The organism is Exiguobacterium sp. s149, assembly GCF_018618395.1.
GTDB lineage: Bacteria > Bacillota > Bacilli > Exiguobacteriales > Exiguobacteriaceae > Exiguobacterium > Exiguobacterium chiriqhucha.
The window spans coordinates 100,451-127,349 of the sequence record NZ_JACSLZ010000006.1; the positions used below are offsets into that span (position 1 = coordinate 100,451).

The window sequence follows — 26,899 nt, forward strand, 5'->3', positions numbered from 1 at the left end:
TGTGTCTTACTGGAATTTTGGAACGTCGAAGTAAAGTGTATAGGATTCGAGCTGTTGGTACATGTTGTAAATGTTAGTGGTCTGTTTCGTCGCCCAAGCGATATCCGTGGCGTATTGGTACGTACCAGGATTGTTCGGATTGAACCGCATCTTATAGACAGTGTTTTGATTGCGATTAGAGTTGTGAATATACTTTTCACTGATAAATTTGGCACCGCCGATGATGGCGGCTTCCGGTGTGAACCAGCCTTCTTTATAGGCGTGCTCGGCCCCTTTGGCATTGGCGTTCCCATCAATCGCACCGATGCCGTACATGTTGTAGACGGTCTTCGGTGTGACGGGCTTGCCGTCGACGCTTGAGACGAGGATTCCGGTCGCGAGTGCCGAAGTACCGTGTCCGGTCTCGATCAATGCATGTGACAACAGATAAATCTCATTGACTTTGTGCGTGCGGGCCGCATCGATGAACGCTTGGCCACGGCCGGCTAAAATCCCTTTGCCGACGAGCGACTTATTCAACACCGGCGCTGTCAAATCGGCACTCTTCGACAAGTCGAGGAATTGGAAATATTCCCGTGACGTCGTGGCGAATGAAGACGGCGACACGTGACGTGTGATTTCTTCATCCGTAGCCCGACGCCAAGTTTGGTCATAGACACGAATATGGTATCCGCTCGGTCGGTAATAGCTGATTGTATAATATTGGCCGAGCTCACCGGTGATGGTCACCGTTTCGCCCGGGTTGAGCACACCGAACGAATGCGCCGTCAACGAGGCGTCTTTGAAGACATTGACATTTCCAACGACGAAGGAAGCGTTGACATACCCCGTCAATAGACCTGACTTCACTTTAAACCACGTCGTCGAGCCGACTTTTTGTGTGCCTAGGTACTCGAGTTTCGTATTCGTCGACAACCCGGCCAAGTTGGCCGAGGCGGATGACGCGGTCGCCTTCAAATTTTGAAATGCGGTCGTGAATAGTTCTGTCGAGTTAATCGTTCCGGTCGTGGCGGTCGGTGTCGCGCGAGTGATATACGCTTTCGGTACATAGGCGTTCGCAGCCCGGAAGGCGTCCGACTGGGCGAACACGTTGCGTTGCGTCGTCACCATCGATGCGAGCGTGTATGGATAGGCCGTTTCGGTGATGACCATTTCCTTACTGCCGGCGACAGGCGGTGTGTACGGTTTCGTATACGTGAGGGAGATGTACCCTTTCACGAGCGAGCCGTTGACGAGATATGAGATGCCCCCCCAGTCGCTACCGACGATTGGCTTCACTTTGACGACCGTCCCGTTCGCGAGCGTCCCGATTACGGCGCCATCAACTGCTTTATTGCGCACGTTCAGCGTCCCGTTGTTCGCGACGACGACCTCGATTTCACGTTCGGCCTCGAGCTGTTCTTCTGGCACTGGCGGTTTGTCCGCAAAGTAACTCGCGGTCGCATAGCCTGTGAGCGAGCCGTACTTGATTTTATACAACGAGCTGGTCAATCCGGCCTCAGAAATTTGCTGAACTTTTGTCCCTGTCGGAATGACTGCGATTTTTGTTTTCGGTGATGCCGACCGGTCATAGAGGACGACTCGTTGCGTCGTGTAGTAATCTGTCACGACAATCACCTCCGGTTTTTCGACTGAGAAGTGACGTGAAGCGGCATAACCGGTTTTCCCGTCATAGCGGACTTTGAACCATGAGCTCGATAATCCGCTTTGAGAGATTTGTTCGATTTTCGCACCGAATGGAATCGTATCGATTTTCGTTGCGCCCGAGGCGGACGAACTGTACATCGCTACGTTCCGAATCGCGTAATAAGGCTTGATGACAATCACTTCTGGTGGTGTCGTCGAGAAGTTGCGAGCTGCGGCATAGCCGGTGACACCGTCATACTCGATTTTAAACCATGAGCTCGCGAGTCCAGCATCCGATACTTGTGTCACTTTACTGCCGGCGCGGATGGTCCGGAGACGATCTGCACCCGAGGCAGACGATTTATACAAGACGAGATCGCGAGCGGCGTAATAAGGCGTTCGTACGACGACTTCCGGCTTCGTCTTCGAGAAGTTACGGGCTGCGGCATAGCCGGTGACGCCATTGTAACGAATCTTGAACCAGGACGAACTGAGTCCTGCCATTGCGATTTGTTCGACTTGGGCCCCCGAAGGGATGGTCGCGATCTTCGTCGCGCCTAAGGCCGAACTGTTATAAAGGGCGACGTTTGTGATTGAAAAATAAGGCGTCGTCGTTTCAGGCGTCGACGTATCTGGAGTCAATAGTGACGTCGAGAAGTTACGGGATGGAGCGTAGCCGATTTTCGTGCCATATTGGATTTTAAACCATGAGCCGGTCGCGCCGAGTGAGGCGAGATGCGTCACTTTGGCACCAGCCGGAATCGTCGCGAGTTTCGTCGCGCCCGAACCGGTCGAGTTGTATAGCACCGCTGTCTTGTTCGCGTAATATGGTGTTTCGACAGGAGCCGACGGCGTAAAGTATCGAGCTACGACGTAACCGGTGTACTTGCCGTACGTCGCTTTCATCCATGAACCGGTTGCGCCATGCGAAGAGATATAAGTGACGGTCGCGCCTTTCGGGATGGTCGTCAAGACGGTGGCAGACGTCGATGTCGATGAGCGCAAGTTGACGTTCGCATCAGCCTTGTAAGCAGACGTCGCCGTCGTCGAGGCGGTCGTCGCCGTTTTCGTGACGGTCGATTTGAGTGTCAAATAAGTCGACGATACGTAGCGCTTTTCGCCTTCGAATTCAATTTGAGCCCAGTTGTCGTTCGTCGTATACACTTGAACGGTTTCGCCTTCGGTCAATTTCCCGACAATATCCGAAGTGGTAGATGTGGCGGAACGAACATTTAAAATCGATGTATTCACTGTTCCTTCGTATGTTGCTGCATATGAGTGAGCGGGGAAAGCGTACTCAACACCGTGCTAGAGATGAGGACGGCCGTGCTCAATCGTGTGATCGTTGGCTTCAATGTGTTACCCCTTTCGGTGAATACGTATCAAAATATGAGTATTCTTTTAGTGTGCGGTCTAAGTATAGCGCACTTAAAAATTGGAAAGAAGAATCTAAATTACAAAAAAAGGTAAATGAATTAGAATCCTATTGTATGATTTTGGTAAAAGAAAAGAACCTCCTAGGAAATGGAGGTTCTTTTTGCGATTCGTATCGTTTGATGCATCCAGTCACCGATGTCCGTCCAGATGTCTTGGCGTTGGCGCTCACGAAGCACTTCGTGGCGAGCCTGATCATAAGACAGCACGGTCAATTCGATGTCGGCGGCCTGATGTTTGCGGACGATTCCGGAGAGTCCTTCTCCGTCATGGACGACAGGATCATCGGCACCTACGACGAACAAAATTGGTAGTGTTTTCGGATGTTCTTGTATCCGGGCGGCAGAGGTCACATCGAGTGACGCTTTTGCTACCTCGTGTAAATATCCGAGCGTCGGAATCCCACCACAGTCCGGGTCGTTCATATAGGCAATCACTTCCTCGGGGACACTAGAAATCCAATCGCTCTCGGTCGTGGCGGGTAAGAATTTCAAGTTATATCGTCCGAACAACAAGCGTTCGAATAAACGGGATTCATGGGTGCTCCCTTTGAACCGAATGGCCAAATCGATCGCATACAGTCCGGCACGTCCGATCAATCCAGAATGCGGGGGCGGGGAGACGGCGATGACACCCGCCAATCGATGACCTAACTGTTGACCGAGTCGACGCGCGAGCAACGAGCCGAAACTATGGCCGAGGACGACGGTCGGCAATTCATCTTGATAGTGATCGAGGAGCGAGATGGCGTCGTCGACCATTTGGTCAAATCCTTCGTGTGGAGATAGATGAGCGTAAGTGGACTGGGTTCGGGCCAAGAAACCGGCGCCGCGAAGGTCGCACAGAAACACATTAAAACCAATTTCTGACAAAAAATCAGCGAATTCGACATAACGTTGATGATGTTCAAGCATCCCATGGAAAATGAAACAATTTCCAATCGGTTGTCTGGCCTTGACGTGCAATAGTTGTGTCCGGTATCCATCCGCATACGTATGTTCCGTGACGTCCATCCTGATCCCTCCGTTGTCTTGATTAGAATAAGCCAATCGCTTTCCCTGTCTCATCAATCCCCATATTCAAGGCGGCCGGTTGTTTCGGCAGACCCGGCATCGTCAAGACGTTACCTGTCAAGGCGACGAGAAAGCCAGCGCCGACCGACGGTTTCAACTCTCGCACCGTCACGGTGAACCCGTGTTGGTATCCGAGTTTCGTCGGGTCATCCGAGAGCGAGAACGGCGTCTTCGCCATACAAATCGGCAAGTGCTGCCAGCCGTTCGCTTCGATTTGTGCCATCTGTTTTTTCGCGGTTGCGGTAAAGGTGACGTCGGCCGCTCCATACACTTCACGGGCGATCGTCAAAATTTTCTGTTCGATGGAATCGGTTAACGCATAGAGCGGGGTAAACGAACTCTCGTTCGACTCAATCGTGTCGATGACGGCCTCGGCGAGGGCACGACCGCCTTGTCCACCATTCGACCACACTTCACTGAGCGCCACTCGAATGTGGTTCGCTTCACACCAATCGAGGACGGCCGCCAACTCTTCGGCTGTATCCGAATTGAATCGATTGAGGGCGACGACGGTCGGCAAACCGAGTTTCCCCATCGTCTCGACATGTTTGGCGAGAAGTTTTAACCCGTTTCCGACAGCTCCGACGTTCTCGACGTGGAGTTGGTCTTTGGCGACACCGCCATGCATTTTCAAAGCACGGACTGTCGCCACGAGAACGACGGCGTCCGGGTTCAATTTTCCGATGCGTGACTTGATATGACAGAATTTCTCGGCGCCAAGATCGGCTCCGAAACCAGCTTCGGTGACGACATATTCACCGAGCTTGAGCGCGGTTTTCGTCGCAATCAATGAGTTGCATCCGTGCGCGATATTGGCGAACGGACCACCATGAACGAGGGCTGGTGTCTGTTCAAGTGTTTGCACCAAGTTCGGCTTGAACGCTTCTTTCAATAGCAGTGTCGCGGCACCGGCCGCACCGATTTGTTCGGCCGTGATCGGCTCATTGTCCCGATCGTATGCGACGACGATTCGCTTGATGCGTGCCTCGAGGTCAGTCAACGAATCGGCGAGACAGAGGATGGCCATGATTTCAGACGCGACCGTGATATCAAAGCCGTCTTCACGAGGTACGCCATGGGCACTGCCGCCAAGGCCAATCGTCACGTGACGGAGCGCCCGGTCATTCAAGTCGAGCACACGTTTCCAGACGATTTTCCGGACATCGATGCCAAGGTCGTTCCCTTGATGGAGATGATTGTCGAGCATGGCGCTAATCGTGTTGTGGGCCGCGGTGATAGCGTGCATGTCGCCTGTAAAGTGAAGGTTGATGTCTTCCATCGGCAACACTTGGCTGAATCCTCCGCCGGCGGCACCGCCTTTTAAGCCCATTGTCGGCCCGAGCGACGGTTCTCGCAAACAGACGATCGCTTGTTTGTCGAGTTGGTTGAGCGCTTGGCCGAGCCCGACGGTCACGGTCGACTTTCCTTCACCGGCTGGAGTCGGATTGATTGCCGTGACGAGAATGAGCTTCCCGTCTTCGCGAGTCGCCATCCGATCGATGACGTCGAAGGATAACTTGGCTTTATATTTCCCGTATAGGTCGAGGTCATCTTCTTGTAAACCTAGCTTTTCCGCAATCTCTTTGACGGGCAACATCTCGGCTTGTTGGGCAATCGTTAGGTCGGATAACGGTTTAATCGTCGTCATGTATAAAATCCCTCCACTTTCGAACATTGTAATCGGTTTATTTCATTTCATTCGTGAATCGACTTAGAATCAAGGTTTAATTCTTCATTCAGGAAGACTCGTTCGTGTTGTCATTGAGTTTATCATAACGCATCGTCTCGTATAATTCACCCATTGAGTGCAATATATTCCACCCTTTCCGTCAAATGTATCCGTTTTCATTTTGTCTTGAGGGAGGTAAGTTGATAGTGGAGGCGATGAACATGACAGAAACACCAAAACAACACAAGCGAAGACGAAATTGGAAGAAACCAGCGAGTTTTATTGCATTCGTCGGTCCGGCCTTTTTGGCGTTTGTGGCGATTGTGCTCATACCGTTCATAAACGGGATTTATTACAGCTTCACGGATTGGAACGGTGTGACGGGTCAGTTGAACGTAGTCGGGTGGGACAATTATCAGCGGATTCTATTCGAGGATGAACAGTTCCGCGCCTCGTTCTGGATTACGACGAAATACACGATTGTGGCCGTCATCTTGACGAACATCGTCGGTTTCTTACTGGCCTTACTGTTGACGATGAACATTAAGACACGCAATATCCTGCGCACCGTCTTTTTCATGCCAAACTTGATTGGCGGGCTCATTCTCGGATTCATTTGGCAGTTTATCTATGTGAAGGGCTTTGAATCAATTGGGGCACTGACCGGATGGAGTTTGTTCGAACTGCCGTGGCTCGGTGACGCCCAGACAGCCTTTTGGGGCATCGTCATCGTCGCCATCTGGCAAGGCGGAGGCTACGTCATGGTCATCTACATCGCAGCGCTTCAAAACGTGCCGACGGATTTGCTGGAAGCGGCCAAAATCGATGGGGCAAATCGATTGAAGATGTTGCGTCACATCACGTTACCGATGATTATGCCGTCGATCACCATCTGTCTGTTTTTGACGATCTCCTGGTCGTTCAAAGTGTTCGACACGAACTTGTCGCTCACGAACGGTGGGCCGTTCAAATCGACAGAGATGCTCGCCTTGAACATCTATACAGAATCGTTCGTGAATAATAATTACGGGCTCGGCTCGGCGAAAGCGGTCATCTTCTTCCTTGTCGTCGCGGCGATTACCGTCACTCAAGTCTATTTGACGAAAAAGCGGGAGGTGGAGGCATGACGACAGAAAAAATTGAACGCATCGAAGCGAAGGTCGATTCATCTCCACAGCGATTGCTACCGCAAAAACCGCTGCGGGCGGGTGGATATACGGCCGGTCTCGGTCTCGTCGAACTGGTGGCGATTCTACTTGGACTGTTATATCTCGTCCCGTTCTATTACGTCATCGTCAACTCGTTCAAATCAATTGCCGAGATTTACACGAACACGTCTGCCTTGCCGAGCGTCTGGCTCGCGTCGAACTATACAGAAGCCTGGGAGGCGATGAACTACGGACGCGTCTTCTTGAACTCGCTTCTCATCACGGCCGGGGCGAACCTTCTTATCGTGCTGTTCACCTCGATGGCGGCCTGGAAGCTCGTCCGGACAAAACATTGGATTTCGACCGTCATCTTCTTCTTGTTCGTCGCGGCGATGGTCATCCCGTTCCAGTCGATCATGATTCCGCTCGTCAAAGTGTCGAGTATCCTCGGTCTGTTGAACAGCCATTGGGGACTGATGGTCATGTATCTCGGCTTCGGGTCAGGCATCTCCGTCTTTCTCTATCATGGTTTTATGAAGTCGATTCCGGAAGAGATTGAAGAAGCGGCCATCATTGACGGCTGTTCGACGTGGGGTGTGTTTTGGCGGATTGTCTTCCCGCTCCTCAAACCGATCACGGTGACAATCGTCATCTTGAACAGCCTTTGGATTTGGAATGACTTTCTCTTACCTTCTCTTGTCCTCCGAGACATCGAGCTGCGGACGATTCCGCTCGCGACGTTCTATTTCTTCGGACAATATACAAAACAATGGGATTTGGCACTTGCTGGTTTAGTCCTTGGGATCGTTCCGCTCCTCGTCTTTTTCTTCGGTATGCAAAAGCATATTATCAAAGGGATTACGAGCGGCTCGATCAAATAACCCTGCCCAAGGGAATCTCCCCCGTCCGCTACACGGGGGAGAATTTTTTTTGAAAAAGTGGTTGACATTCGTCTGAATATTGATAATAATTGGGTCAATTCAATTGTGAACGACATTGAAAGGACGAGTACACAGAAGACGTAAGCAAAGCGAGCCGGGGAAGGTGAGAGCCCGGACTGAAATCTCTGTCGAAGAACCTCCTGGAGTCGCTACCCGAACGCTTTGCAAGTAGACGTAGCCGGACCGTTCCCCGTTATCGGAACTACGAGATGTTCGTCTCGAAAAAGTGAGTAGATTCGTCTACTAATTTGGGTGGCACCGCGGAGCTTGAAGCCTTCCGTCCCATAGTCCATGGGATTGGAGGGCTTTTTTCTATTGCTCCATCCCGAAATCCCACAATTGGAGGAAGAAAACATGACAACAACAGCAATGAGCAAGATGAAGGAAAAACAACAGGCGATTACAGTAGTGAAGGCGACATTCGAAGACAAGTTCAGCACGGCGCTCGGACTCACACAAGTTCAGGCCCCACTGTTCGTCACATCGGCGAGCGGTGTCAACGACCACTTGAACGGTGTCGAACGAATCATCCAGTTCGATACGCAGTATCCAGGGCATGAACTCGAAATCGTTCAGTCGCTCGCGAAGTGGAAACGTGAAGCGCTCGGCCGCTACGGATTCGAAGTCGGTGAAGGGTTGTACACACAGATGCGCGCCATCCGTCGGGATGAAGAACTCGACGCGACACACTCACTCCACGTCGATCAATGGGACTGGGAACGTGTCATCGCTCGGGAACACCGGACGACGGAGTACTTGAAGGCGACGGTCGAAACGATTTACGCGGCACTCCGCGAGACGGAACAGACGGTCGAAACGATGTACGGGATTGAGGCGATCTTGCCAGAGTCGATTCACTTCTTGACGAGCCAAGAGCTAGAAGACCTTTACCCGAATCTTACACCAAAAGAGCGTGAGCACGCGATTTGTAAAGCGTACGGTGCGGTCTTCCTCTCGCAAATCGGCGGCGCACTCGCTTCGGGCGATAAGCACGACGGTCGCGCGGCTGACTATGACGACTGGTCGCTCAACGGCGATATCCTCGTCTGGCACCCGGAACTCGAATCGGCGTTCGAACTGTCGTCGATGGGAATCCGTGTCGACGAGACAGCGCTTGCCGAGCAATTGGTGACAGCTGGAGCTGAAGACAAACGCAAGTTCCCGTTCCATCAAGCGGTCCTTGAAGGACGTCTCCCGCTTACAATCGGGGGCGGCATCGGGCAGTCACGTGTCGCCATGTATTTGCTACGTGCCCGCCATATCGGTGAAGTCCAATCGTCGGTCTGGCCGAGTGAGATGATCACAGCATGTGAAGAAGCTGGAATCAGCCTGTTGTAATTATATAGAAGAAACTAAAACCAGGACTTTCTTTTCAATAAGAAAGTCCTGGTTTTCTGTGCAACATTTTCCACCCTACACGTCAATTTTGACACCTACATAATGGAAGCGTTTTCATCTAAAGTTAGGGTGTACCGAATGTTGAAGGAATATCGACTCTATACTTAGGAGGAAGCGAAATGAAACGTAAATGGAGATTATCAACCGCCGTCATGACGGCGGGGATGGTATTGACACTTGCGGCCTGTGGCGGCGGGTCGCTTACGGAAAATGAAGGATCGAACGATGCGAACGCGGATGACGGGGACAAGCAAGACGTCACGTTGAACGTCTTCCAGTTCAAAGCGGAAATCGCCAAAGACCTTGAAGCGATGGCGAAAGAATACGAGGAAGAGACCGGCGTCAAAGTGACCGTTCAAACGGTCGGCGGTGGAGCCGATTACGGGGCCGCGCTCAAGTCACAGTTCGCGTCGGGCAATGAGCCGGACATCTTCAATAACGGTGGTTTCACCGAAGCCCAGACTTGGAAAGACAAATTGGAAGATTTGTCTGGCGAGAAGTGGGTCGGTGATTTGACGGAAGTGGCCAAGGAACCGATGACGATGGACGGGAAATTGTACGGCATGCCGATGAACTTGGAAGGGTACGGCTTCATCTATAACAAGGAGCTATTCGAGAAGGCGGGCATCAGTGAGTTGCCGAAGACGTTGTCCGAGTTAACGGATGCGGCAGAGAAGTTGGATAAAGCAGGCATCACACCGTTCTCGGTCGGTTACGCCGAATTCTGGATTCTCGGGATTCACTTGCTCAACATTCCGATGGCACAACAAGACGACCCGGATGCGTTCATCCAGGCGCTCAATGAGAATAAAGAAAAATTCGAGGACAATGAGCAGTTCCAACAGTTCTTGAAGCTGTTCGATCTCACGATCAAATACGGCAACAAAAACCCGCTCACGACGGACTATAACACGCAAGTCACACAGTTCGCTCAAGGTGAGACGGCGATGTTGCAACAAGGGAACTGGGCGCAACAGATGATTCTCGACGTGAATCCGGACATTGAGATGGGCTTCGTCCCGATCCCGATCAACGATGACAAAGAGAAGATGGACCGTCTCCCGGTCGGCGTCCCGAACAACTGGGTCGTCAATAAAAACTCGAAGTATAAAGAAGAAGCGAAAGACTTCCTCGAATGGATGGCAACATCCGACACGGGTAAAGACTACATGGTCAACAAATTCAAATTCATCCCGGCGTTCAAGTCGATTGAAGCGAACGATCTCGGTCCGCTTGCAGACGACATCTTGGCCTATTCGAACGAAGGCAAGACGATCTCATGGAACTGGTTCAAGTATCCGGACGGCGCGGTCAACGAGTACGGCGCGTTGATGCAAGCGTATGTCGGCGGTCAAAAGACCGGGGACGAGATGCTCCAAGACTTCACGAAAGTATGGGCGGATAAGGCAAAATAACAGCAACACAAGCGGCGAAATGACCCCTTCGCCGCTTGTGTTTTTTAGTGCGGGCAAAGCCGGGCAGAAGTTGAGGCTTGTCAAACGGGCGTCGCTCGCACAAAATAATAGACAGTTGAAGTGGTGCTCGGAACCTTCCGGCACCGCTATTTTATTGGGGAGATGACAGATATGAGAAAGAATGTCACGGTCGCATTGTTATTGGCGACTTTTTTAGCGGCGATTGAAGGGACGGTCGTCTCGGTCGCGACACCGGTCATCGCGAGCGAGTTGAATGGGGCCGCCCTCGTGAGTTGGGTGTTCGCCGCCTTCCTGCTGTTCACGGCGGTGTCGACACCGATTTATGGGAAAGTGGCCGACTTGTTCGGGCGCAAGCGGGTCCTATTGTTCGGGATTGGATTGTTCACACTTGCCTCGCTCCTATGTGGCCTCGCCACATCGATGGAACAATTGATTATCTTCCGGGCGCTCCAAGGGCTTGGCGCCGGGGCGGTATTGCCGATTTCAATGACCATCATCGGCGACTTGTACAAGTATGAGGAGCGCGGCAAGATTCAAGGCATCTTGAGCGCGGTCTGGGGTGTCTCGGGCGTGCTCGGGCCGGTCATCGGCGGGTTCTTGGTCGAGACGTTGTCTTGGCGCTACGTCTTCTTGCTGAACGTCCCGTTCGCACTGTTATCATTCATCATGATCATTGTCTTCTATAAAGAGACGGTGACAGAGACGACGGAGCGAATCGACGTCAAAGGGGCGCTGTTGTTCGCGTTCGGAACGACGGCGTTCTTATATGGATTGATCACCTTCAGCGAGACGAACGTCTGGACGCCATCGATTATCGTCAGTGCCGTGTTCAGTGTCGTGCTGCTCACGAGTTTCTTTTTATCGGAACGGCGTGCGAAAACACCGTTGTTGCCGCTCGATCTGTTGAAACAACCGATTATCGCGTCCATCAATGGTGCCGTCTTCTTCGCAGCATGGGTGCTCGTCTCGATGTCGGCCTATATCCCGATCTGGGCCCAGGCCGTCCTTGGTAAATCGGCGACGGAAGCCGGCTTCATGCTGATGCCGCTCTCGGTCGCTTGGACGTTCACGTCGATTATCGGCGGCCGTACACTTGGCGCGGCCTCGCCACGACGTCGGGCCGTGATGGGAATGAGTCTCTTGTTGATTGGGACAATCATCTTGACGTTGCTCACGCAATCGAGCCCAGACCTGTTCGTCTACCTCGCTGTCGCCATAATCGGCGTCGGGTTCGGCTTGTCGCAACCGATGTTCATCGTCGTCTTACAGACGGTCGTGTCGTATCGTCAACGGGGGACCGCGACAGCGGCGAACTCATTCTTGAGCACTGTCGGTCAGACGCTCGGTGTCGCCGTGTTCGGTGCCGTGTTCAACTTCATCGTCCTGAGCGGCTTCCGTGAGGAGGCCGGGTTAAGCGGTGTGTCACTCGAATCGTTCTTCAATCGGAGTATGACCGAGGCGCTAGACGCGACCGTCCGGCTCCAAGGCGAGCAACTCATCGCCAGCGGATTGAACACCGTCTTCATCGGCGCAGCCCTCGCCGCGTTCATCGCGCTCTTGATTGCGCTGCGATTACCGGTTAGCCCACCGGCACCTTCACGTGACAACTAAAGACACGGTATGATGGTGAAAAGGAGGCGATCACGTTGAAACGATGGATGTTCATCTTGTCGCTCGTATTTGTTGCCGGTTGTGCCTCGGAATCGACCGAGACGCCGGAACCTGAACAGGCACCAGTCCAGGAGTCGACCGAAGAAGCACCGTCTGACACGGCACCAGAGCAGGAATCAACTGAGCCGGAAGGCGACGTGTCGACCGGTGCAACCGAATCGATTGTCGAACAGTTAGAGGCACCGTGGTCGATTGCAAAAACCGATGACGGATGGCTCATCTCGGAACGCGGCGGCACGATTGCCGTCATCGATGCAGACGGGAATCTCGACCGACAACCGGTCGTCTTGAACGAGGACGTGCTTGAAATCGGGGAAGGCGGTCTCCTCGGACTCGCGTTGACCGCAGATTTTGCGACGTCACGCCAACTGTACGCTTACCATACGTACGGGACACCTGGTAACGTCCAAAACCGGGTCGTCGAGTTGACGTGGGATGGCAATCAGTTTGAAGAGACGGACGTCGTGCTCGATGAGATTCCAGGGGACCAGTTCCATAACGGCGGACGGTTGTTGCTCGATGGGGACGTGCTGTGGGTCACGACCGGAGATGCGCTCGTGCCGGAACTGGCCCAAGATGAAACATCGATCGCCGGAAAAGTGTTACGAGTGCCCTTATCCGGAGAGGGCGAACCGACCGATTGGATTTATTCGTCCGGTCACCGCAATCCTCAAGGCTTGACGAAGATCGAAGATACGCTTTACGCGAGTGAGCACGGAGCTTCGGGGCATGATGAAGTGAATATCCTCGAAGAGGGTAACAATTACGGCTGGCCGCTCATCGAGGCGGATCAAGCACGAGATGGGCTCGAGACACCATGGTTCGAGGTCGGGGAGACGTCATGGGCACCGTCGGGCATCGTTGCCGACGACCGTTACGTGTATATGGCGACGCTTCGTGGAAATCGTCTCGTCGCCATCGATCGGGAATCACGTGAGGTCATCCCGCTCGTCGAGGATAAAGGTCGCATCCGTGACGTCTGGTTGGAGGACGAAGGACTTTACTTTATCACGAACAATACGGACGGACGTGGCAACCCTGGAAGTGGGGACGATCAGCTGTATCGCCTCACGATCGAATAGAAACTGACGTACGTGTCAGTTTCTATTTTTTTGTTGAATACATCCATTTATCCGGTATAATGGACTTCATATGGAAAATGAAGGGGATTTTTACATGAAACAATCGCAATTGGTACATAAGAACGAAACATTGTATTTTGGACTGCTCGTCGCCGCCAGCATGTTGACGGTGGTGCTAGGAATCGTCTTCACGATTGCCTCGCTCGGCATCTTTTTATGGGTGATCGGATCAATTTTAGCACTGTCTTTATTCACACACTGGCTCCAAATCGGATATATTCGCACGAACGGCGTTAAAGTCACAGAGCGTCAATTCGCCGACCTGTATCAGACGTATCAGCGTGTCGGACAAGAAATGGGAATTCGCTTACTCCCGGATGTGTACATTCTTCAAGCCGGAGGCGTCTTGAACGCTTTCGCGACCCGTTTCTTCCAAAAGAATATGGTCATCCTGTATTCGGATGTCGTCGAGTTGTCACGTGAAGGGTACGCCAAAGAAGTCGAGTTTGTGATTGCGCACGAGTTGGCACATATTCGCCGCAACCATGTCCAAAAACAATGGGCGATGATGCTCGGCGGCTGGATCCCGTTTTTAGGATCGGCTTATTCGCGTGCGTGCGAGTTCACGTGTGACCGCATGGCGGCCCATCATATTCAAGACGAGACGGCATCAAAACGCGCCCTCACGATTCTTGCCATCGGTGGGAAGTTGGCGAAAGAAGTGAGCGAGTTTGACTACTTATATGAAGCGAGCCGTGAGAACGGATTTATTGCCAAATTGAGCGAGCTGTTATCGACGCATCCGCCGCTCCCGAAACGGATTGCGGCCATCGCGACGAACGCCGGTGAGACGAACGTTCCGGTCTTCAAGACGGCAGGGTATGTAAAAGGGTCGATTATCGGGACGATCGTGTTGAGCGTCATTGTCAACGTGGCCATCGTCGCCTGGCTGTTCACGAGCGACGGCTTGACGGGCTTCTCAGAAGGGTTCGGCTCGCTTGATGCGATGGCGGAAGAGCCGATTCAAGAACTTGCCTACAACGCCGCAACGTATGAAGAGTTTGAAACTCTATTGGCAGATGGGGCCGACGTCAATACGCAAGACTTGTACGACGACACGCCACTTCACAATTTGCTCTACAATGAAGGCGTCGACATCGATACGGTCGAATTGTTGCTTGAGAGCGGCGCCGACGTCTCGCTCGAGAATAAGGACGGCATGACGCCGGCTGAACTCGCAGCTGACTCCGGGCAACCGCAAGGCATCATCGACTTGATTCAATCATACGAATAAACAACGAGGTTTATGACCGGAACAAAGGTCATAAACCTTTTTATTTTCAAGTCTTGCAAACGCTTGCATAAGCCGTGATATAATGACAGCGAGGAGGCGATGTGCGGATGAGCATTCGGACGAAGCTGACGGGAATGATCGCATTGACGATTATCGTTCCCGTCATTTTGGCGACGGTCATTTCCTTTTGGTACGTCAAAGACCGGGAGCGGGAACGGGGGCTTCAGCTCACCGAATGGTCGCTTGAGCGAGGCACGCTTCAAATGGAACGGTATGTCTCAGACTTGAGTCGCTTGCCGACAAGTCTATATGCGAATCGGGACGTGCTCGATATTCTCGAGTATGGCCCAGGTCTGTCGCTCGAACAGACCGAACTAGAGGTGCGACGGGCACTGCTCGGCATGTACCTATCCCGTGAAGATGTGGCCCAAATCCAGTTGCTCATGCTTGAGGATATGGATTCGTTCGCCGCCTATAAGATGAAAGTATCCCCGCGCTCGAAACGGCAACCGAGTGAGATTCAGCAACAGCTATTGAAGTATGAGGAGAGCCGCGTCCTGCTCGAGGCTTCGCACCCGCTCGTGCCGTATCATGATTTCGGTCCGCTCGTCTCAGAAGAAGAAGTCGTGACGCTCCATTTCCGACTCGACAAAATCGAGACGGATCAGCCGCTCGCGATTTTGTCGATCGATATCCCGGAGGACGTCTTCATCGGCCAGCTCGCCTCGCTACAGAACAACCCGAGCGAGAGCCTCTGGTTCGTCGGGGGCGGCAATCAAGTGTTCGCACAACTCGGTGACGATGAAATCCCGCAAAACGTGTCGACGAACTCGCTGTCGAGCGATGGGAAGCATCACCGCATCGTCAAATCGTTCGAGTTTGAGAACCAGACGTTTTACGTCGGAAAATCGATACCAGATCGATTGTTGACCGAGCCGGCGTCACGGACGTCATTCATCATCTTTGTCGTCGGGATGGTGTCGCTCGTATTGGCATTGATTGGGGCGACATACGCTTCGATGCGTTTGACGACTCCAATCAAGACGCTCACCTCGAACATTTGGCGAATCGAGCAAGGGGACATGACCGTCTCATTCGATTCCCTCGGAAATGATGAGTTCGGTGTGCTCGGACGGCAATTCAAGCGGATGATTGAACGAATCGATGATTTGATTCAACGGGAATATCGGTTGGCGCTCGAGAATCGGACGAATGAGCTGAGGGCGCTCCAAGCTCAGACGAACCCACACTTCCTGTTCAACGCCTTGCAGTCGATCGGGACGCTCGCATTGAAAGGCGATGGCAAGACGGTGTACCGTCTCATCACGCAGCTCTCCTCGATGATGCGCTATACGATGCATCCCGATGAGTCGCTCGTGACGCTCAAGCGAGAAGTCGATCACCTCACGTCCTACATTCGCTTGCAACAAGTCCGGTTCCCGGATCAATTTGAGATTGAGGTCGATGTGCCGGAGCCGCTCCTCGATTTAATTGTGCCGAAGATGATTTTGCAGCCGCTCGCCGAGAACTTTTTCAAGCATGGGTTTGAGCGCGACGGTGCGACAGCGGCCAACCGTTTCTCAGTGCGAATTCATCAATCGGGATCAAATCTTGTGATTCATTGTGAGAATAGCGGACGCGATCTCTCGGATGAAGAGTTGACGCTATTGAAAGAACGGATCGAGGTATCGACCGAGCCATTGAATGGGGCGGAAGGTACCGGTTTAAAGAACATTCGAGATCGACTCATGTTAAACTATAATCGGGAGGCTCAGTTTATGTTGGCTACACCAGAGACAGGCGGATTTCGTATTGTCATGCGTTTCCCGGCCGTAACGGAGGCGGATGCGTCATGACGAAAGTGTTGATCGTTGATGATGAGTCGCCGGTACGGGAAGCGGTGAAACTGCTCGGGGAGTGGGAACGGCTCGGCGTCACGAAAGTGATTGAGGCACAAGACGGGGAAGAAGCGAAACAGATTATCGTCAAAGAACGGCCGGCGCTGATTTTATCGGACCTGCAAATGCCTCGATGTAACGGCATCGAGTTGATGGAGTGGGTCCATACGGAGGCGGAGACGGCCAAACTGATTGTCTTGACGGGCTATGACGAATATTCGTACATGCGGCGCGCGATTCAGCTCGGCAGTTTCGACTACTTGCTGAAACCGATTGACCCGGACGTCTTGAACGAGACGCTCGCACGTGCCCTCGCCGACGTCACTCCTGACGAAGACGATCCGATTCTACAGATTGGCGCGTTCATTGAACGCCATTATGCGGAAGAACTCAGCTTACAAGGGATGAGCGAGCGCTTTTACTTGAGCCGCGAATACATATCGCGTCGCTTCAAACAGCAGTACGGCGTCAACTTATCCGAATACTTGCTGTCGATCCGGATGCTCGAGGCGAAACGTCTCCTTGAGACGAGTAGACAACGTATTTATGAAGTCGCCCAAGCGGTCGGCTTTTCGGATGATAAGTATTTCCGGAAAGTCTTCAAAAAACAGATTGGCATCACCCCGAATGAATATCGGGAGCAGTGCCAACGACTATCTTGAAGGAGGAATTTAATCATGAGTGTACACATTGGGGCAGAAGCAGGACAAATCGCAGAAACGGTATTATTGCCAGGAGATCCGTTGCGTGCGAAATATATCGCGGAGACGTTCCTCGAGGATGTTGAGTTATACAACGAAGTCCGCGGCATGTATGGCTTCACAGGAACATATAAAGGAAAACGTATTTCCGTTCAAGGGACTGGGATGGGTGTTCCATCGATGTCGATTTACGTGAACGAATTGATTATGTCATACGGCGTAAAAAACTTGATTCGTGTCGGTACGGCCGGCGGAATTCAAGAAGACGTCAAAGTACGTGACGTCGTCATCGCGATGAGTGCATCGAGTGAGATGGCCCAAAACCGGGTTCGTTTCAACGGGATGGACTATGCGCCGACAGCGACGTTCGACCTCCTACATCGCGCGTATATGAACGCTGAAAAAGCTGGTATTCCGGTCAAAGTCGGTCAAATTTTCACAGCCGACCAGTTCTACCAGGATGATTTCCACCATTTCAAGAAGTGGGCCGATTTCGGTTGCCTCGCCATCGAGATGGAAGCGGCAGGTCTCTACACACTCGCTGCGAAACACAAAGTGAACGCGTTGACGATCCTCACAATCTCAGACCACTTGTTGACAGGTGAAGAGACGACATCGGAAGAGCGTCAATCGACGTTTGACGAAATGATTCGTGTCGCACTCGATACAGCGGTCGAAGTCACAAACTAATGAACACGCCTTACAGACCACTGGTTTGTAAGGCGTTTTTGTGTCCGCGCGCCTTGTCTTGTATACAAAGTGAAACTGGCAGGCTAGACTGAAGCTGAAACGAACAGTTCCCGTATCGGGCTGGATCAAGGAGTTGTCATCATGAATAAAGCGTCCGCTTTTGTCATTTATAGTATCGTCTTTTTTGCCTTCTTTGATTTATTCGCCCAGCTTCCGGTCATGAGCACGTTTGCGACATCGGTTGGTGCGACACCGTTCATCGCAGGGCTCGTCATCGCCATCTACTCCTTGTCGAATACGTTCGGCAACATTTTATCCGGCATTTGGACCGACCGGATTGGTCCGATCGTCATCCTGCTCGTTGGTCTTGCGCTGTCGAGCCTCAGTCTCTTGTCGTATCATCTCGTCGACACAGCGACGACGCTATTGATTGTCCGGATCGTGCACGGCTTTGTAGCGGGTTTGATTGTCCCAGCCGCGTTCACGTTGTCCGCCAATCTGACCGCCGCGAACCGACAAGGTAAAAAAGTAGCATTGACCGGCAGTTTTGTTGGTTTGGCAGCCATCGTCGGTCCGGCGTTCAGCGGCATCATGGCCAGCCAGACGACCGTGCCGATCGTCTTCACATACGTCGCGCTGTTCGGGGTAGCCGTCGCGCTCCTCGCACTCGTCTTTTTGCGCCCGTCGAAGTTAACGCTTGAACCTTCCCATCGTACAAATGAAGGGACGTCGCGCCTGGAACGAGACGTAGTGAAAGCGTATATCGGCGCCTTCCTCTTGATGTTCTCGCAAGGGGCAATCGCGTACTTGCTTCCCCTTTACGTGCAGGCGCTCGGGTATGACTCTCGTCTGAGCGGGACATTGCTCAGCACGTTCGGTATCATGGCGGTGCTCGTGTTTGTGTTGCCGACGAATCGCTTGTTCGACCAAATCGAACCAGCGAAGCTCGCGGCACTCGGTGTCGGCATTCTCGGTGTGAGCCAACTGTTGATTGGCCGATCTGAGACGTCGCTCCTCTTGTACGCTGTCCTCGCCTTGTATGGCGTCGGGTTCGCCATCTTATTCCCAGCCATCAATACGATGTTGATTAAAGCGACGAATCAGGCCAATCGTGGTAAGTCGTACGGCTATTTTTATGCGTTCTTCTCGCTCGGCACAGTGACGGGTTCGGCATTGTTAGGCTGGCTCTCGATTACGCTGACATAAAAATTCGCGCTGACAGGTGGCATCCTGCTCGTCGCCGGTTTGATATTTGTCGTCATGCAACAAACGAAGAAACGGGACGTGCCTGTCAGATAGGACGGACGCATATCGAAGGTTCAAAATGGTCGCTGACCGAGTGAAGATGATAAGATGAAGCTAGCGTTATCATCCAAGGGAGGCAGATTTATGCTCGCACCAATCGAACAGTTGACCATTGAAGAGCTCATTCGTAAACAGCGTCGCTTCTTTCGGACGCAAGCGACCAAGTCGCTCGCATTCCGTCTCAGCATGTTGACGTTTTTAAAAGAGTCAATCAAGCATCATGAAGCAGAGATTCTTCAAGCGTTGGAGCAGGATTTGAACAAATCAGAACTCGACGCGTTCACGACGGAGATCGGTTTCGTCTATGACGAAATCACACGGACGACACGTGAGTTGAAGCGTTGGATGCGCCCGAAACGTGTCCGTGGAGCCTCAATCCATCTGGGGACGCAAAGTGAGGTCATGTATGAACCTTACGGAACGGTACTCGTGATCGCTCCGTGGAACTATCCGTTTCAATTGGCGATGGCGCCGCTCATCGGAGCGATTGCCGCAGGCAACACGGCTGTCGTGAAACCTTCGGAATTGACACCGAACGTCGCCCAAATGATCACGAAAGTGCTCGAACGGGCGTTCACCGACCGCTACGTCGTCAGCGTCGAAGGGGATAAGGACGTTGCGACCGAGTTGCTTGCCCAGAAATGGGACCATATCTTCTTCACAGGGTCGACGCCAGTCGGGAAAATCGTCATGGAGGCGGCAGCGAAGCATTTGACGCCGGTCACGCTCGAGCTCGGTGGGAAATCACCGGCCATCGTCCATGAGGATGCTAATATCGAGATTGCGGCCAAGCGCATCGCCTGGGGCAAATGGATGAACGCCGGGCAGACATGCGTCGCACCGGACTATGTCCTCGTCCACGAATCCAAACGAGAGGCGTTCCTCGAGGCCATTAAACGGGAAGCGTTCACGATGTTCGGGAACGGCGTCGGGACGAAACGGTTCACACGAATTGTCAATGAGACCCACTTCAATCGTTTGACCGGATATTTGACAGAAGGAGACGTTTTCTTCGGAGGCCAGACGGACCGGGACCAATTGAAGATTGCCCCGACCGTGTTGACGGACATCGAAGAAGACGCGAACGTTATGAAAGACGAGATTTTTGGACCGATTCTACCAGTCCTTACGTACCGTCAACTCGACGAAGTGATTGAGTTTGTGTCATCGCGTCCACATCCGCTCGCGCTCTATTTGTTCACTGAGACGAAAGCGGTGGAGCAGACCGTGATGAAACACCTTACGTTCGGCGGGGGTTGCGTCAATGACGTACTCATGCATTTGACGAACCCGAACCTGCCGTTCGGTGGAGTCGGCGAGAGCGGGATGGGCTCATATCACGGACGTTACAGTTTTGAGACGTTCAGCCACGCCAAATCGATTTTGCGAAACACAACGAAGTTCGATTTACCGATTCGTTACCCAAACTTTAAAGCAGCCGAGAAGTTGATTCGACTCGTCTACCGCTGACCAGACTAGACTGCAGGGAGCCTGCAGTCTTTTTTTTGTGGACAAAGAATAAGAAGATTGTTTGAAATGTCACATACTTTTATAAAATGAGCTGCATACCTCTTGTATAATATAGCCATACACATGACGTACGAGACTTAATCAGATATACGATTAGTGGAGGGAGCAGACAACATGACTATGAAATGCGGAACGACCAAACCGAACAGCTTTGTCTTTTCGCAAGAGACGAAACAGCTCTTGCTCGAGATGATGACGTTTCAAGATCATTCGAAAGGGAGTATCGTTTGTTGGGAAGGCGAGAAGTGCAACAAGTTCTTTTATTTGAAGAGCGGTTCCGTCAAATTCACGAAGCTGACGAAAAAAGGGAGCGCACTCATCATGTTCATGTATGGGGCGGACGACTTCTTCGGGGAGTTCGATATCGACGAGGTGTTTCCGAGTTCGTATAGCATCGAGACGACATCGGACAGTGTCATCGGTTGGATCTCGAAGCAAGAGATGGATGAACTTGTTCGGCGCGATGCGCAGTTGGCCACTGAAGTATTGCGGTGGACGTCGATGATGCGCAAGCAGTCCGAGATGAAACTCCGTGACTTGCTGCTATACGGGAAACCAGGTGCCCTCGCCTCCACATTATTACGCATGGCGGCGATGGACGGCGTCGAGTCAGCAGAAGGGATTGTCGTGCCAAAACATCCGTCAGACGGGGAGCTCGGTCAGCTGATTGGTGCACCTCGCGAGACGGTGAATCGGATGATGAACCAGTGGCGGAAGGAAGGCATGTTGACGACGACAGGAACAGAGATGATTTTGCATGACATCGATTTCTTGAAAGAGCTCTGTTATTGTGAAGGCTGTCCCGCCGGCATCTGTCGGCTTTAATCTTTCAAGAGAGGTGCAGCATTTTGCCTTATCAAAGCGCGTGAAACCGAACAGGTGGTTGACTCGATTCGTGTCGGGACAATCACTTTTTTTGTATGCCTTTATACCAAATGTGAACTTTATGTGTGAAAACTACGCAAATTTGATGTGATTGTCACTTTTGGAGTGATAAATGTCACATATTAATCCTCATCCCATTTCATACAATAAAAGTGGAAATCACAGGGAAAGGGGTCCTTCACGTGGAGAAAAACGATGGACAAGAACCGAACTTAAAAGGCACGTTCACATCGGTCATGATTGTCGCGGGCGTCATCATTGCCATGTGGTCGTCAGTGTTTTACTTATTTATGACGCGATAACGAGCAGGAGGAGAGCAACATATGCATATTCATAAACTTGAGAAATATTGGCTTGTATTCGGCATCATTTTATTAGGCGTGTTTTTAACCGTTCTTGGCATCTCTGCCTTTGCGGCAGGAAATCAACCAGCATCGGACGCGGATTTGATCGATCCGGCGAAAGTACATCAAACCGCACCGTTCGACAAACCGGGACTTCATAAAATTGACGACAACGAATATGAACTTGTCATGGTCGCGCAAGCGTTCACGTTCACGCCGGGCAACGTCGAGATTCCAAAAGGAGCGAAAGTCACGTTTCTCGTCACCTCACCTGATGTCGTTCACGGTTTCCAGTTGACGGGCACACCGGTCAATATGATGGTCGTACCTGGTCATATCAACTCGCTCACGTATACGTTCGACGAGGCGGGCGAATTTTTAATCCTTTGTAACGAATATTGTGGTACCGGACATCACATGATGTCGACAAAAATTAAGGTGGTGGACTAAATGAATGACGTATCCTCAAAACTAAAGCAGTGGGAAATGGAACGCGGCGTACCAGTACCGAGTATCGGTGTCAAAGAAGCACGCCTCGCCTATGCCCACGTCGTCATCTCGGTCCTCGCCGTCTTAATCGGTGGACTAGCCGGCCTCATGCAGACGCTCATTCGGACTGGTGTCATCCCGGAAGTGTTCGGCTATTATCAACTGTTGACGGCGCACGGCATCATGCTCGGTCTCGTTTTCACGACAATGTTCATCATCGGTCTGCTTTACGCGCTGCTCGCTAAGTCGTTCGGACGCTTTGAGTCGTTCCCAACGCGGGTCGCTTGGCTCGGGTTTTGGATGATTATCGCCGGCGCCGTGCTCGTCACGATCATGGTGCTCGCCAATAAAGCGACTGTTCTGTATACGTTCTACGCACCACTCATGGCCGACCCAGTGTTTTATATCGGTCTCGTCTTGTTCGTCGTCGGTACGTGGTTATCGGCGTTCGCCATGTTCCGGATGTATGCGGACTACAAACGGGAGAACCCAGGTATTCATCCGCCGCTTCCGGCGTATATGAGTATCATGACGATGCTCTTGTGGGTCATCGCCACGCTCGGTGTCGCCGGGACGATTTTATTCCAACTGCTCCCGCTCTCGCTTGGTTGGAAAGACACGGTCGGAATCGAGTTGTCACGGACGCTCTTCTGGTATTTCGGTCATCCGCTCGTCTATTTCTGGCTCATGCCGGCCTATATTGTCTGGTATACGGTCGTGCCGAAAGTCATCGGCGGAAAGATTTTCTCCGATGCGCTCGCCCGGATGGCGTTCCTGTTGTTCCTGCTATTCTCGTTCCCGGTCGGCTTCCACCACCAGTTGACGGAACCAGGGATTGAACCGTTCTGGAAGTTCGTTCAAGTCATCTTGACGTTCCTCGTCGTCATCCCGTCGTTTATGACGGCGTTCTCGCTGTTTGCGACGTTCGAGCTGCGCGGCCGCGCACTCGGAGCTCGTGGTCTATTTGGTTGGGTCAAGAAGATGCCATATGGGGATGTCCGTTTCCTCGCTCCGTTCGTCGGCATGTTGTTCTTCATTCCGGCCGGAGCCGGCGGAATCATCAACGCATCGCACCAATTGAATGCGATGGTCCACAACACACTTTGGGTCACGGGCCACTTCCATATCACGGTCGGAACGGCCGTCGCCTTGACGTTCTTCGGAACGGCATATTGGCTCGTGCCGGTATTGCGCGGTCGGACCCTCACGAAAGCGATGAATCGAATCGGATTGATTCAAACAGGAACGTGGGCGTTCGGAATGTCGATCATGTCTTACGCGATGCACATCTCAGGACTGCAAGGTAATCCGCGTCGGACCGGTCCGGCAACGTACTTCTCGGATGCGCTTACGCGCGAGTGGATTCCATACCACATCGCGATGGCGATTGGTGGGACGATCCTCTTGATTTCGGTCCTCATCTTCGTCTATTCAATGTTCAACTTGTCGTTCCTCGCTCCGAAGGGAGAAGAGGAGTTCCCGCTCGCCGAGACCGAAGAGGCGGCGATGGAGACACCGCGTTTCTTCGAGAATTGGAAGCTTTGGATTACGGTCACGTTCGTTTTAATTGCCTTCGCCTATACGATTCCGATTTGGCACTTGATTGAAAGTGCGCCGCCGGGAGCGAAAGGTTGGGTGCTCTGGTAAACTGAAGTCAGCCTCGATAGCGGGGCTGACTTTTTCATGTGGGGAGATGGAAAGATGGAGCTACTTCGTGCAGATATTCAACGTGAATATGTTAGACGCGAGCCGGATCGGCCGTTCCTCGTCGCGATCGACGGGTTGAGCGGGGCAGGGAAGACGACGATGGTCGAACAACTACGCGGGATTGCAACGAATGAAGTGGTGTTACATATTGACGACTTTATCGTCGAGCGGCACCGACGTTACGCGACGGGACAGTCAGAGGCGATGGAATATTATGCGCTCCAATGGGACGTCGAGTTGCTCGTGGAGACCTTGTTCAAACCGCTTCGGGAAGGACAGGCGAATCTGACGTTGCCGTATTATGAGCGAGACCAGGACGCGGTCAACATGCGAACAATTGAGATTGCTCCGAACACACTTGTCTTGATCGAAGGGATCTTCTTATTGCGGGACGAGTGGCGTCCTTATTTTGACTACATCGTCTATCTCGACTGTCCGCGGGAAGTCCGGCATGAACGGGTCTTGAATCGTGATACGTATATCGGCGACTTATCGGAGCGACTTGCTAAGTACGAACGCCGGTATTGGCCGGGAGAAGCGCATTACATCAAAACGATCAACCCGCAAGCCCAGGCCGATCGAATCGTTCCATCTAGTTGACGCATCCATTTATAGGGGATGCGTTTTTGTTTTGGAAAAAACTGTTGACTCCGTTAGTGTACTATGGTGATAATACAGTTAGGTAGTGTATTAGTCGCATCATACACTTAGAGAGGTGACAACATGATCATACAATTCAACACGAGAGCCCCGGTTTACATTCAAGTCGTCGATTACTTCAAAAAGAAGATGGCGCTTGGCGAACTGCAGGCGGGCGAAGAGATGCCGTCGCGACGCGAGCTCGCGACCGAACTGAAAATCAATCCGAACACCGTCCAAAAGGCGTTCAAGGAAATGGAGGAACAACAATTGATTACGACCGAACGGAACCGTCCGAGCCGCGTGACGACCGATGAACATGTCTTGAAACGCATCCGCACGGAACTTGTCGATGAGGCGGTCGCTGTCTTCGTCGAATCGATTCAAGAACTTGACGTCACGATGGATGAGCTTGTCGATAAAATCAAACGACAATACGGAGAGGGGAATCTCGATGATCGAAGTATTGGGAGTTAAAAAACGTTACCGCAAAAAACAAGTCATCGAAGACGTGTCGTTTACGGCCCAAAAAGGGGAAATCACGTGTTTGATCGGATTGAACGGTACTGGGAAATCGACGATTTTAAAAGGCATCATGGGACTGACGCCGTTCGACAAGGGAACGGTGCTCGTCGACGGCAAACCGATTGATTTGAATCGCGTTGCGTTCGTACCGGACCACTCGACATTCCCGATTCACTTCACGATTGAGCAGTGCGAGGCGTTCATGCGAGACTTTTATCCAAAGTTCGACCCGAAATTGTTCGCCCGTCTTGTCGATGAGTTTAAATTGTTCCCAGAGGACAAGTTGAATGAGCTGTCGAAAGGGACGCTCGCCAAAGTGAATTTGGCGCTCGGGATTGCCCAAGATCCGGACTATCTATTGCTCGACGAACCGTTCTCGGGCATCGACGTGTTCTCGAAAGAACAAATTGTCGAGTTGTTCTCGAGTGACATTATGGAAGACCGCGGCGTCTTGATTACGACGCACGAGATTGAAGATATCGAATACTTGGTCGACAAGGCCGTCATGTTGAACCGCGGCCGGATCGTTCGTGAGTTCGACGTCGAGGACGTCCGCTTCATTCATGGGAAGTCTATTGTCGATGTCATGAGAGAGGAGTATGGCGCATGAATTTGTTGAAACTACTCGGATGGGAAGTCGAGCGGTTGACGAAACCGTATCTCATCTTAATCACGTTACTCGTCGTCACCCAGTTCGCCTGGCTCGGCGTCTTCCTATGGAGCGAAACGAATATGTATGAAGAAATGCGTCGTGCTGGAACGCCGGATTACACTTTGACGTTCGGGAATTATCTTGGTGGCACACCGTTCATCTTGTCGATTGGGGTGGCTGTCACGGCGATGGTATTCTTCAGTTTTTGGATTTGGTACCGTGACTTCCAAGGCCGTGGGACGTTCATGATGCGCCTATTGCTCATGCCGCAACAACGGATGCTCGTCTTCGGTGCGAAGCTAGTGACGATGATGTTAATGATCCTTGGCTTGTTCTCCGTCCAGTGGATTGCGCTCAAACTCCAGTACATAGCGTTTTCGAGTTGGTTGGACTCGCAAATGATTCCGATGAGTGGCTCCTTCGAACAGGCCATCGGCTACGATGGGGCGTTCTCGGTCATGTTCCCGGCGTCACTGTTCAACTTCTTTGTCCATCAAGTATTAATTGCCATTGCCGTCTTATTCATCTTCGCATTTGTGTTGATTGAACGGAGCCTGTGGCAACGGACGGTGTTGGCGCCGTTCCTCGCCTTATTGATGATTGGGGTTGTCGTAGTTGTGCCGATGATTGGGTTCTTTATCATTGAGAACTATCTGTTCATGGAAGAGACGCTGGCCGTCTTCACTCTTATTTTAGTGATTTGGTTTATTGGGGTCGTTTGGATTGGACATCGTCAGTTGACGAAGAAATTAAGTGTGTGAG

The 26,899-nt window shown here is 52.1% G+C and carries 23 protein-coding genes and 1 other annotated feature; of the genes, 20 read left to right on the plus strand and 3 right to left on the minus strand.

From position 1 onward, the window contains the following. Positions 1-6 precede the first annotated feature (6 nt). From KNP81_RS15465 to KNP81_RS10120, 3 genes are all read right to left on the minus strand, one after another. Positions 7-2,877 (minus strand): SH3 domain-containing protein, encoded by a 2,871-nt coding sequence (locus tag KNP81_RS15465; RefSeq protein WP_214719848.1) that lies wholly within the window; start codon positions 2,875-2,877, stop codon positions 7-9. 266 nt (positions 2,878-3,143) lie between these two features. Continuing rightward, positions 3,144-4,073 (minus strand): alpha/beta fold hydrolase, encoded by a 930-nt coding sequence (locus KNP81_RS10115; RefSeq protein WP_214719849.1) that lies wholly within the window; start codon positions 4,071-4,073, stop codon positions 3,144-3,146. 22 nt (positions 4,074-4,095) lie between these two features. Next, the gene (locus KNP81_RS10120; protein ID WP_214719850.1) at positions 4,096-5,781 is read right to left on the minus strand and encodes a formate--tetrahydrofolate ligase; all 1,686 of its coding nucleotides are present in this window, start codon (positions 5,779-5,781) and stop codon (positions 4,096-4,098) included. Between the two features lie 242 nt (positions 5,782-6,023). On the opposite strand from KNP81_RS10120, the gene KNP81_RS10125 reads away from it, so the two are divergent. The 20 genes from KNP81_RS10125 to KNP81_RS10220 all read left to right on the plus strand — a co-directional run bounded on the left by KNP81_RS10125 (position 6,024) and on the right by KNP81_RS10220 (position 26,898). Continuing rightward, positions 6,024-6,929: a carbohydrate ABC transporter permease gene (locus KNP81_RS10125; RefSeq protein WP_058765715.1), complete on the plus strand. Its 906-nt coding sequence runs from the start codon at positions 6,024-6,026 to the stop codon at positions 6,927-6,929. Beyond that, a complete protein-coding gene (locus tag KNP81_RS10130; RefSeq protein WP_251128969.1) occupies positions 6,926-7,831 on the plus strand; it encodes a carbohydrate ABC transporter permease in 906 nt (301 codons plus the stop codon). Before KNP81_RS10125 ends, KNP81_RS10130 begins: the two co-directional genes overlap by 4 nt. A 106-nt stretch (positions 7,832-7,937) precedes the next feature. Continuing rightward, positions 7,938-8,179 (plus strand) — a binding site (T-box leader). A gap of 66 nt (positions 8,180-8,245) precedes the next feature. Next, the gene (gene asnA / locus KNP81_RS10135) at positions 8,246-9,229 is read left to right on the plus strand and encodes an aspartate--ammonia ligase (protein ID WP_214719851.1); all 984 of its coding nucleotides are present in this window, start codon (positions 8,246-8,248) and stop codon (positions 9,227-9,229) included. A gap of 179 nt (positions 9,230-9,408) precedes the next feature. Further along, positions 9,409-10,704 (plus strand): ABC transporter substrate-binding protein, encoded by a 1,296-nt coding sequence (locus KNP81_RS10140; protein WP_214719852.1) that lies wholly within the window; start codon positions 9,409-9,411, stop codon positions 10,702-10,704. 171 nt (positions 10,705-10,875) lie between these two features. Then, a complete protein-coding gene (locus tag KNP81_RS10145; protein WP_214719853.1) occupies positions 10,876-12,336 on the plus strand; it encodes an MDR family MFS transporter in 1,461 nt (486 codons plus the stop codon). A gap of 35 nt (positions 12,337-12,371) precedes the next feature. Then, positions 12,372-13,478, plus strand: a complete 1,107-nt coding sequence (locus KNP81_RS10150) for a PQQ-dependent sugar dehydrogenase (protein WP_251130333.1) — start codon at positions 12,372-12,374, stop codon at positions 13,476-13,478. A 94-nt stretch (positions 13,479-13,572) separates the two neighbouring features. Continuing rightward, entirely contained in the window at positions 13,573-14,772 is a 1,200-nt protein-coding gene (locus KNP81_RS10155; RefSeq protein WP_214719854.1) for a M48 family metallopeptidase, read from the plus strand. A 107-nt stretch (positions 14,773-14,879) separates the two neighbouring features. Further along, positions 14,880-16,628, plus strand: coding sequence for a sensor histidine kinase (locus KNP81_RS10160; RefSeq protein WP_214719855.1), 1,749 nt, complete (start codon positions 14,880-14,882; stop codon positions 16,626-16,628). Then, entirely contained in the window at positions 16,625-17,332 is a 708-nt protein-coding gene (locus KNP81_RS10165) for a response regulator transcription factor (RefSeq protein ID WP_214719856.1), read from the plus strand. The genes KNP81_RS10160 and KNP81_RS10165 overlap by 4 nt, the downstream gene beginning before the upstream one ends. A gap of 15 nt (positions 17,333-17,347) precedes the next feature. Next, positions 17,348-18,061 carry a purine-nucleoside phosphorylase gene (gene deoD / locus KNP81_RS10170; protein WP_029596056.1) on the plus strand — a complete coding sequence of 238 codons (714 nt, stop codon included), beginning with the start codon at positions 17,348-17,350 and terminating at the stop codon, positions 18,059-18,061. A gap of 141 nt (positions 18,062-18,202) precedes the next feature. Further along, positions 18,203-19,267, plus strand: coding sequence for an MFS transporter (locus KNP81_RS10175; RefSeq protein WP_214719857.1), 1,065 nt, complete (start codon positions 18,203-18,205; stop codon positions 19,265-19,267). A gap of 183 nt (positions 19,268-19,450) precedes the next feature. Further along, positions 19,451-20,836: an aldehyde dehydrogenase gene (locus KNP81_RS10180; RefSeq protein WP_214719858.1), complete on the plus strand. Its 1,386-nt coding sequence runs from the start codon at positions 19,451-19,453 to the stop codon at positions 20,834-20,836. 174 nt (positions 20,837-21,010) lie between these two features. Next, positions 21,011-21,721 (plus strand): Crp/Fnr family transcriptional regulator, encoded by a 711-nt coding sequence (locus KNP81_RS10185; protein WP_214719859.1) that lies wholly within the window; start codon positions 21,011-21,013, stop codon positions 21,719-21,721. 242 nt (positions 21,722-21,963) lie between these two features. After that, positions 21,964-22,083 carry a hypothetical protein gene (locus KNP81_RS10190; protein ID WP_021067817.1) on the plus strand — a complete coding sequence of 40 codons (120 nt, stop codon included), beginning with the start codon at positions 21,964-21,966 and terminating at the stop codon, positions 22,081-22,083. A gap of 21 nt (positions 22,084-22,104) precedes the next feature. Further along, on the plus strand, positions 22,105-22,575 hold the full coding sequence (locus tag KNP81_RS10195; protein WP_021067816.1) for a cytochrome c oxidase subunit II: 471 nt from the start codon (positions 22,105-22,107) through the stop codon (positions 22,573-22,575). Beyond that, positions 22,576-24,261 (plus strand): b(o/a)3-type cytochrome-c oxidase subunit 1, encoded by a 1,686-nt coding sequence (locus KNP81_RS10200; RefSeq protein ID WP_251130334.1) that lies wholly within the window; start codon positions 22,576-22,578, stop codon positions 24,259-24,261. A gap of 54 nt (positions 24,262-24,315) precedes the next feature. After that, positions 24,316-24,921: a kinase gene (locus KNP81_RS10205; RefSeq protein ID WP_214719860.1), complete on the plus strand. Its 606-nt coding sequence runs from the start codon at positions 24,316-24,318 to the stop codon at positions 24,919-24,921. Positions 24,922-25,044: 123 nt separating this feature from the next. After that, positions 25,045-25,437 (plus strand): GntR family transcriptional regulator, encoded by a 393-nt coding sequence (locus KNP81_RS10210; RefSeq protein WP_214719861.1) that lies wholly within the window; start codon positions 25,045-25,047, stop codon positions 25,435-25,437. Beyond that, positions 25,415-26,095, plus strand: a complete 681-nt coding sequence (locus tag KNP81_RS10215) for an ABC transporter ATP-binding protein (RefSeq protein WP_214719862.1) — start codon at positions 25,415-25,417, stop codon at positions 26,093-26,095. The genes KNP81_RS10210 and KNP81_RS10215 overlap by 23 nt, the downstream gene beginning before the upstream one ends. Beyond that, positions 26,092-26,898: a hypothetical protein gene (locus KNP81_RS10220; RefSeq protein ID WP_214719863.1), complete on the plus strand. Its 807-nt coding sequence runs from the start codon at positions 26,092-26,094 to the stop codon at positions 26,896-26,898. Before KNP81_RS10215 ends, KNP81_RS10220 begins: the two co-directional genes overlap by 4 nt. Position 26,899 lies beyond the last annotated feature (1 nt).

Excerpts from the sequence above, each read along its gene's own strand:
- KNP81_RS10130 (WP_251128969.1), top strand. The coding sequence starts at position 6,926 with ATGACGACAGAAAAAATTGAACGCATCGAAGCGAAGGTCGATTCATCT.
- KNP81_RS10140 (WP_214719852.1), top strand. The coding sequence starts at position 9,409 with ATGAAACGTAAATGGAGATTATCAACCGCCGTCATGACGGCGGGGATG.
- KNP81_RS10165 (WP_214719856.1), top strand. The coding sequence starts at position 16,625 with ATGACGAAAGTGTTGATCGTTGATGATGAGTCGCCGGTACGGGAAGCG.
- KNP81_RS10210 (WP_214719861.1), top strand. The coding sequence starts at position 25,045 with ATGATCATACAATTCAACACGAGAGCCCCGGTTTACATTCAAGTCGTC.
- asnA (WP_214719851.1), top strand. The coding sequence starts at position 8,246 with ATGACAACAACAGCAATGAGCAAGATGAAGGAAAAACAACAGGCGATT.
- KNP81_RS10115 (WP_214719849.1), bottom strand. The coding sequence starts at position 4,073 with ATGGACGTCACGGAACATACGTATGCGGATGGATACCGGACACAACTA.
- KNP81_RS10175 (WP_214719857.1), top strand. The coding sequence starts at position 18,203 with ATGAATAAAGCGTCCGCTTTTGTCATTTATAGTATCGTCTTTTTTGCC.
- KNP81_RS10145 (WP_214719853.1), top strand. The coding sequence starts at position 10,876 with ATGAGAAAGAATGTCACGGTCGCATTGTTATTGGCGACTTTTTTAGCG.
- KNP81_RS10180 (WP_214719858.1), top strand. The coding sequence starts at position 19,451 with ATGCTCGCACCAATCGAACAGTTGACCATTGAAGAGCTCATTCGTAAA.
- deoD (WP_029596056.1), top strand. The coding sequence starts at position 17,348 with ATGAGTGTACACATTGGGGCAGAAGCAGGACAAATCGCAGAAACGGTA.
- KNP81_RS10155 (WP_214719854.1), top strand. The coding sequence starts at position 13,573 with ATGAAACAATCGCAATTGGTACATAAGAACGAAACATTGTATTTTGGA.
- KNP81_RS10125 (WP_058765715.1), top strand. The coding sequence starts at position 6,024 with ATGACAGAAACACCAAAACAACACAAGCGAAGACGAAATTGGAAGAAA.
- KNP81_RS10220 (WP_214719863.1), top strand. The coding sequence starts at position 26,092 with ATGAATTTGTTGAAACTACTCGGATGGGAAGTCGAGCGGTTGACGAAA.
- KNP81_RS10195 (WP_021067816.1), top strand. The coding sequence starts at position 22,105 with ATGCATATTCATAAACTTGAGAAATATTGGCTTGTATTCGGCATCATT.
- KNP81_RS10200 (WP_251130334.1), top strand. The coding sequence starts at position 22,576 with ATGAATGACGTATCCTCAAAACTAAAGCAGTGGGAAATGGAACGCGGC.
- KNP81_RS10185 (WP_214719859.1), top strand. The coding sequence starts at position 21,011 with ATGACTATGAAATGCGGAACGACCAAACCGAACAGCTTTGTCTTTTCG.
- KNP81_RS10205 (WP_214719860.1), top strand. The coding sequence starts at position 24,316 with ATGGAGCTACTTCGTGCAGATATTCAACGTGAATATGTTAGACGCGAG.
- KNP81_RS10160 (WP_214719855.1), top strand. The coding sequence starts at position 14,880 with ATGAGCATTCGGACGAAGCTGACGGGAATGATCGCATTGACGATTATC.
- KNP81_RS10215 (WP_214719862.1), top strand. The coding sequence starts at position 25,415 with ATGATCGAAGTATTGGGAGTTAAAAAACGTTACCGCAAAAAACAAGTC.
- KNP81_RS10120 (WP_214719850.1), bottom strand. The coding sequence starts at position 5,781 with ATGACGACGATTAAACCGTTATCCGACCTAACGATTGCCCAACAAGCC.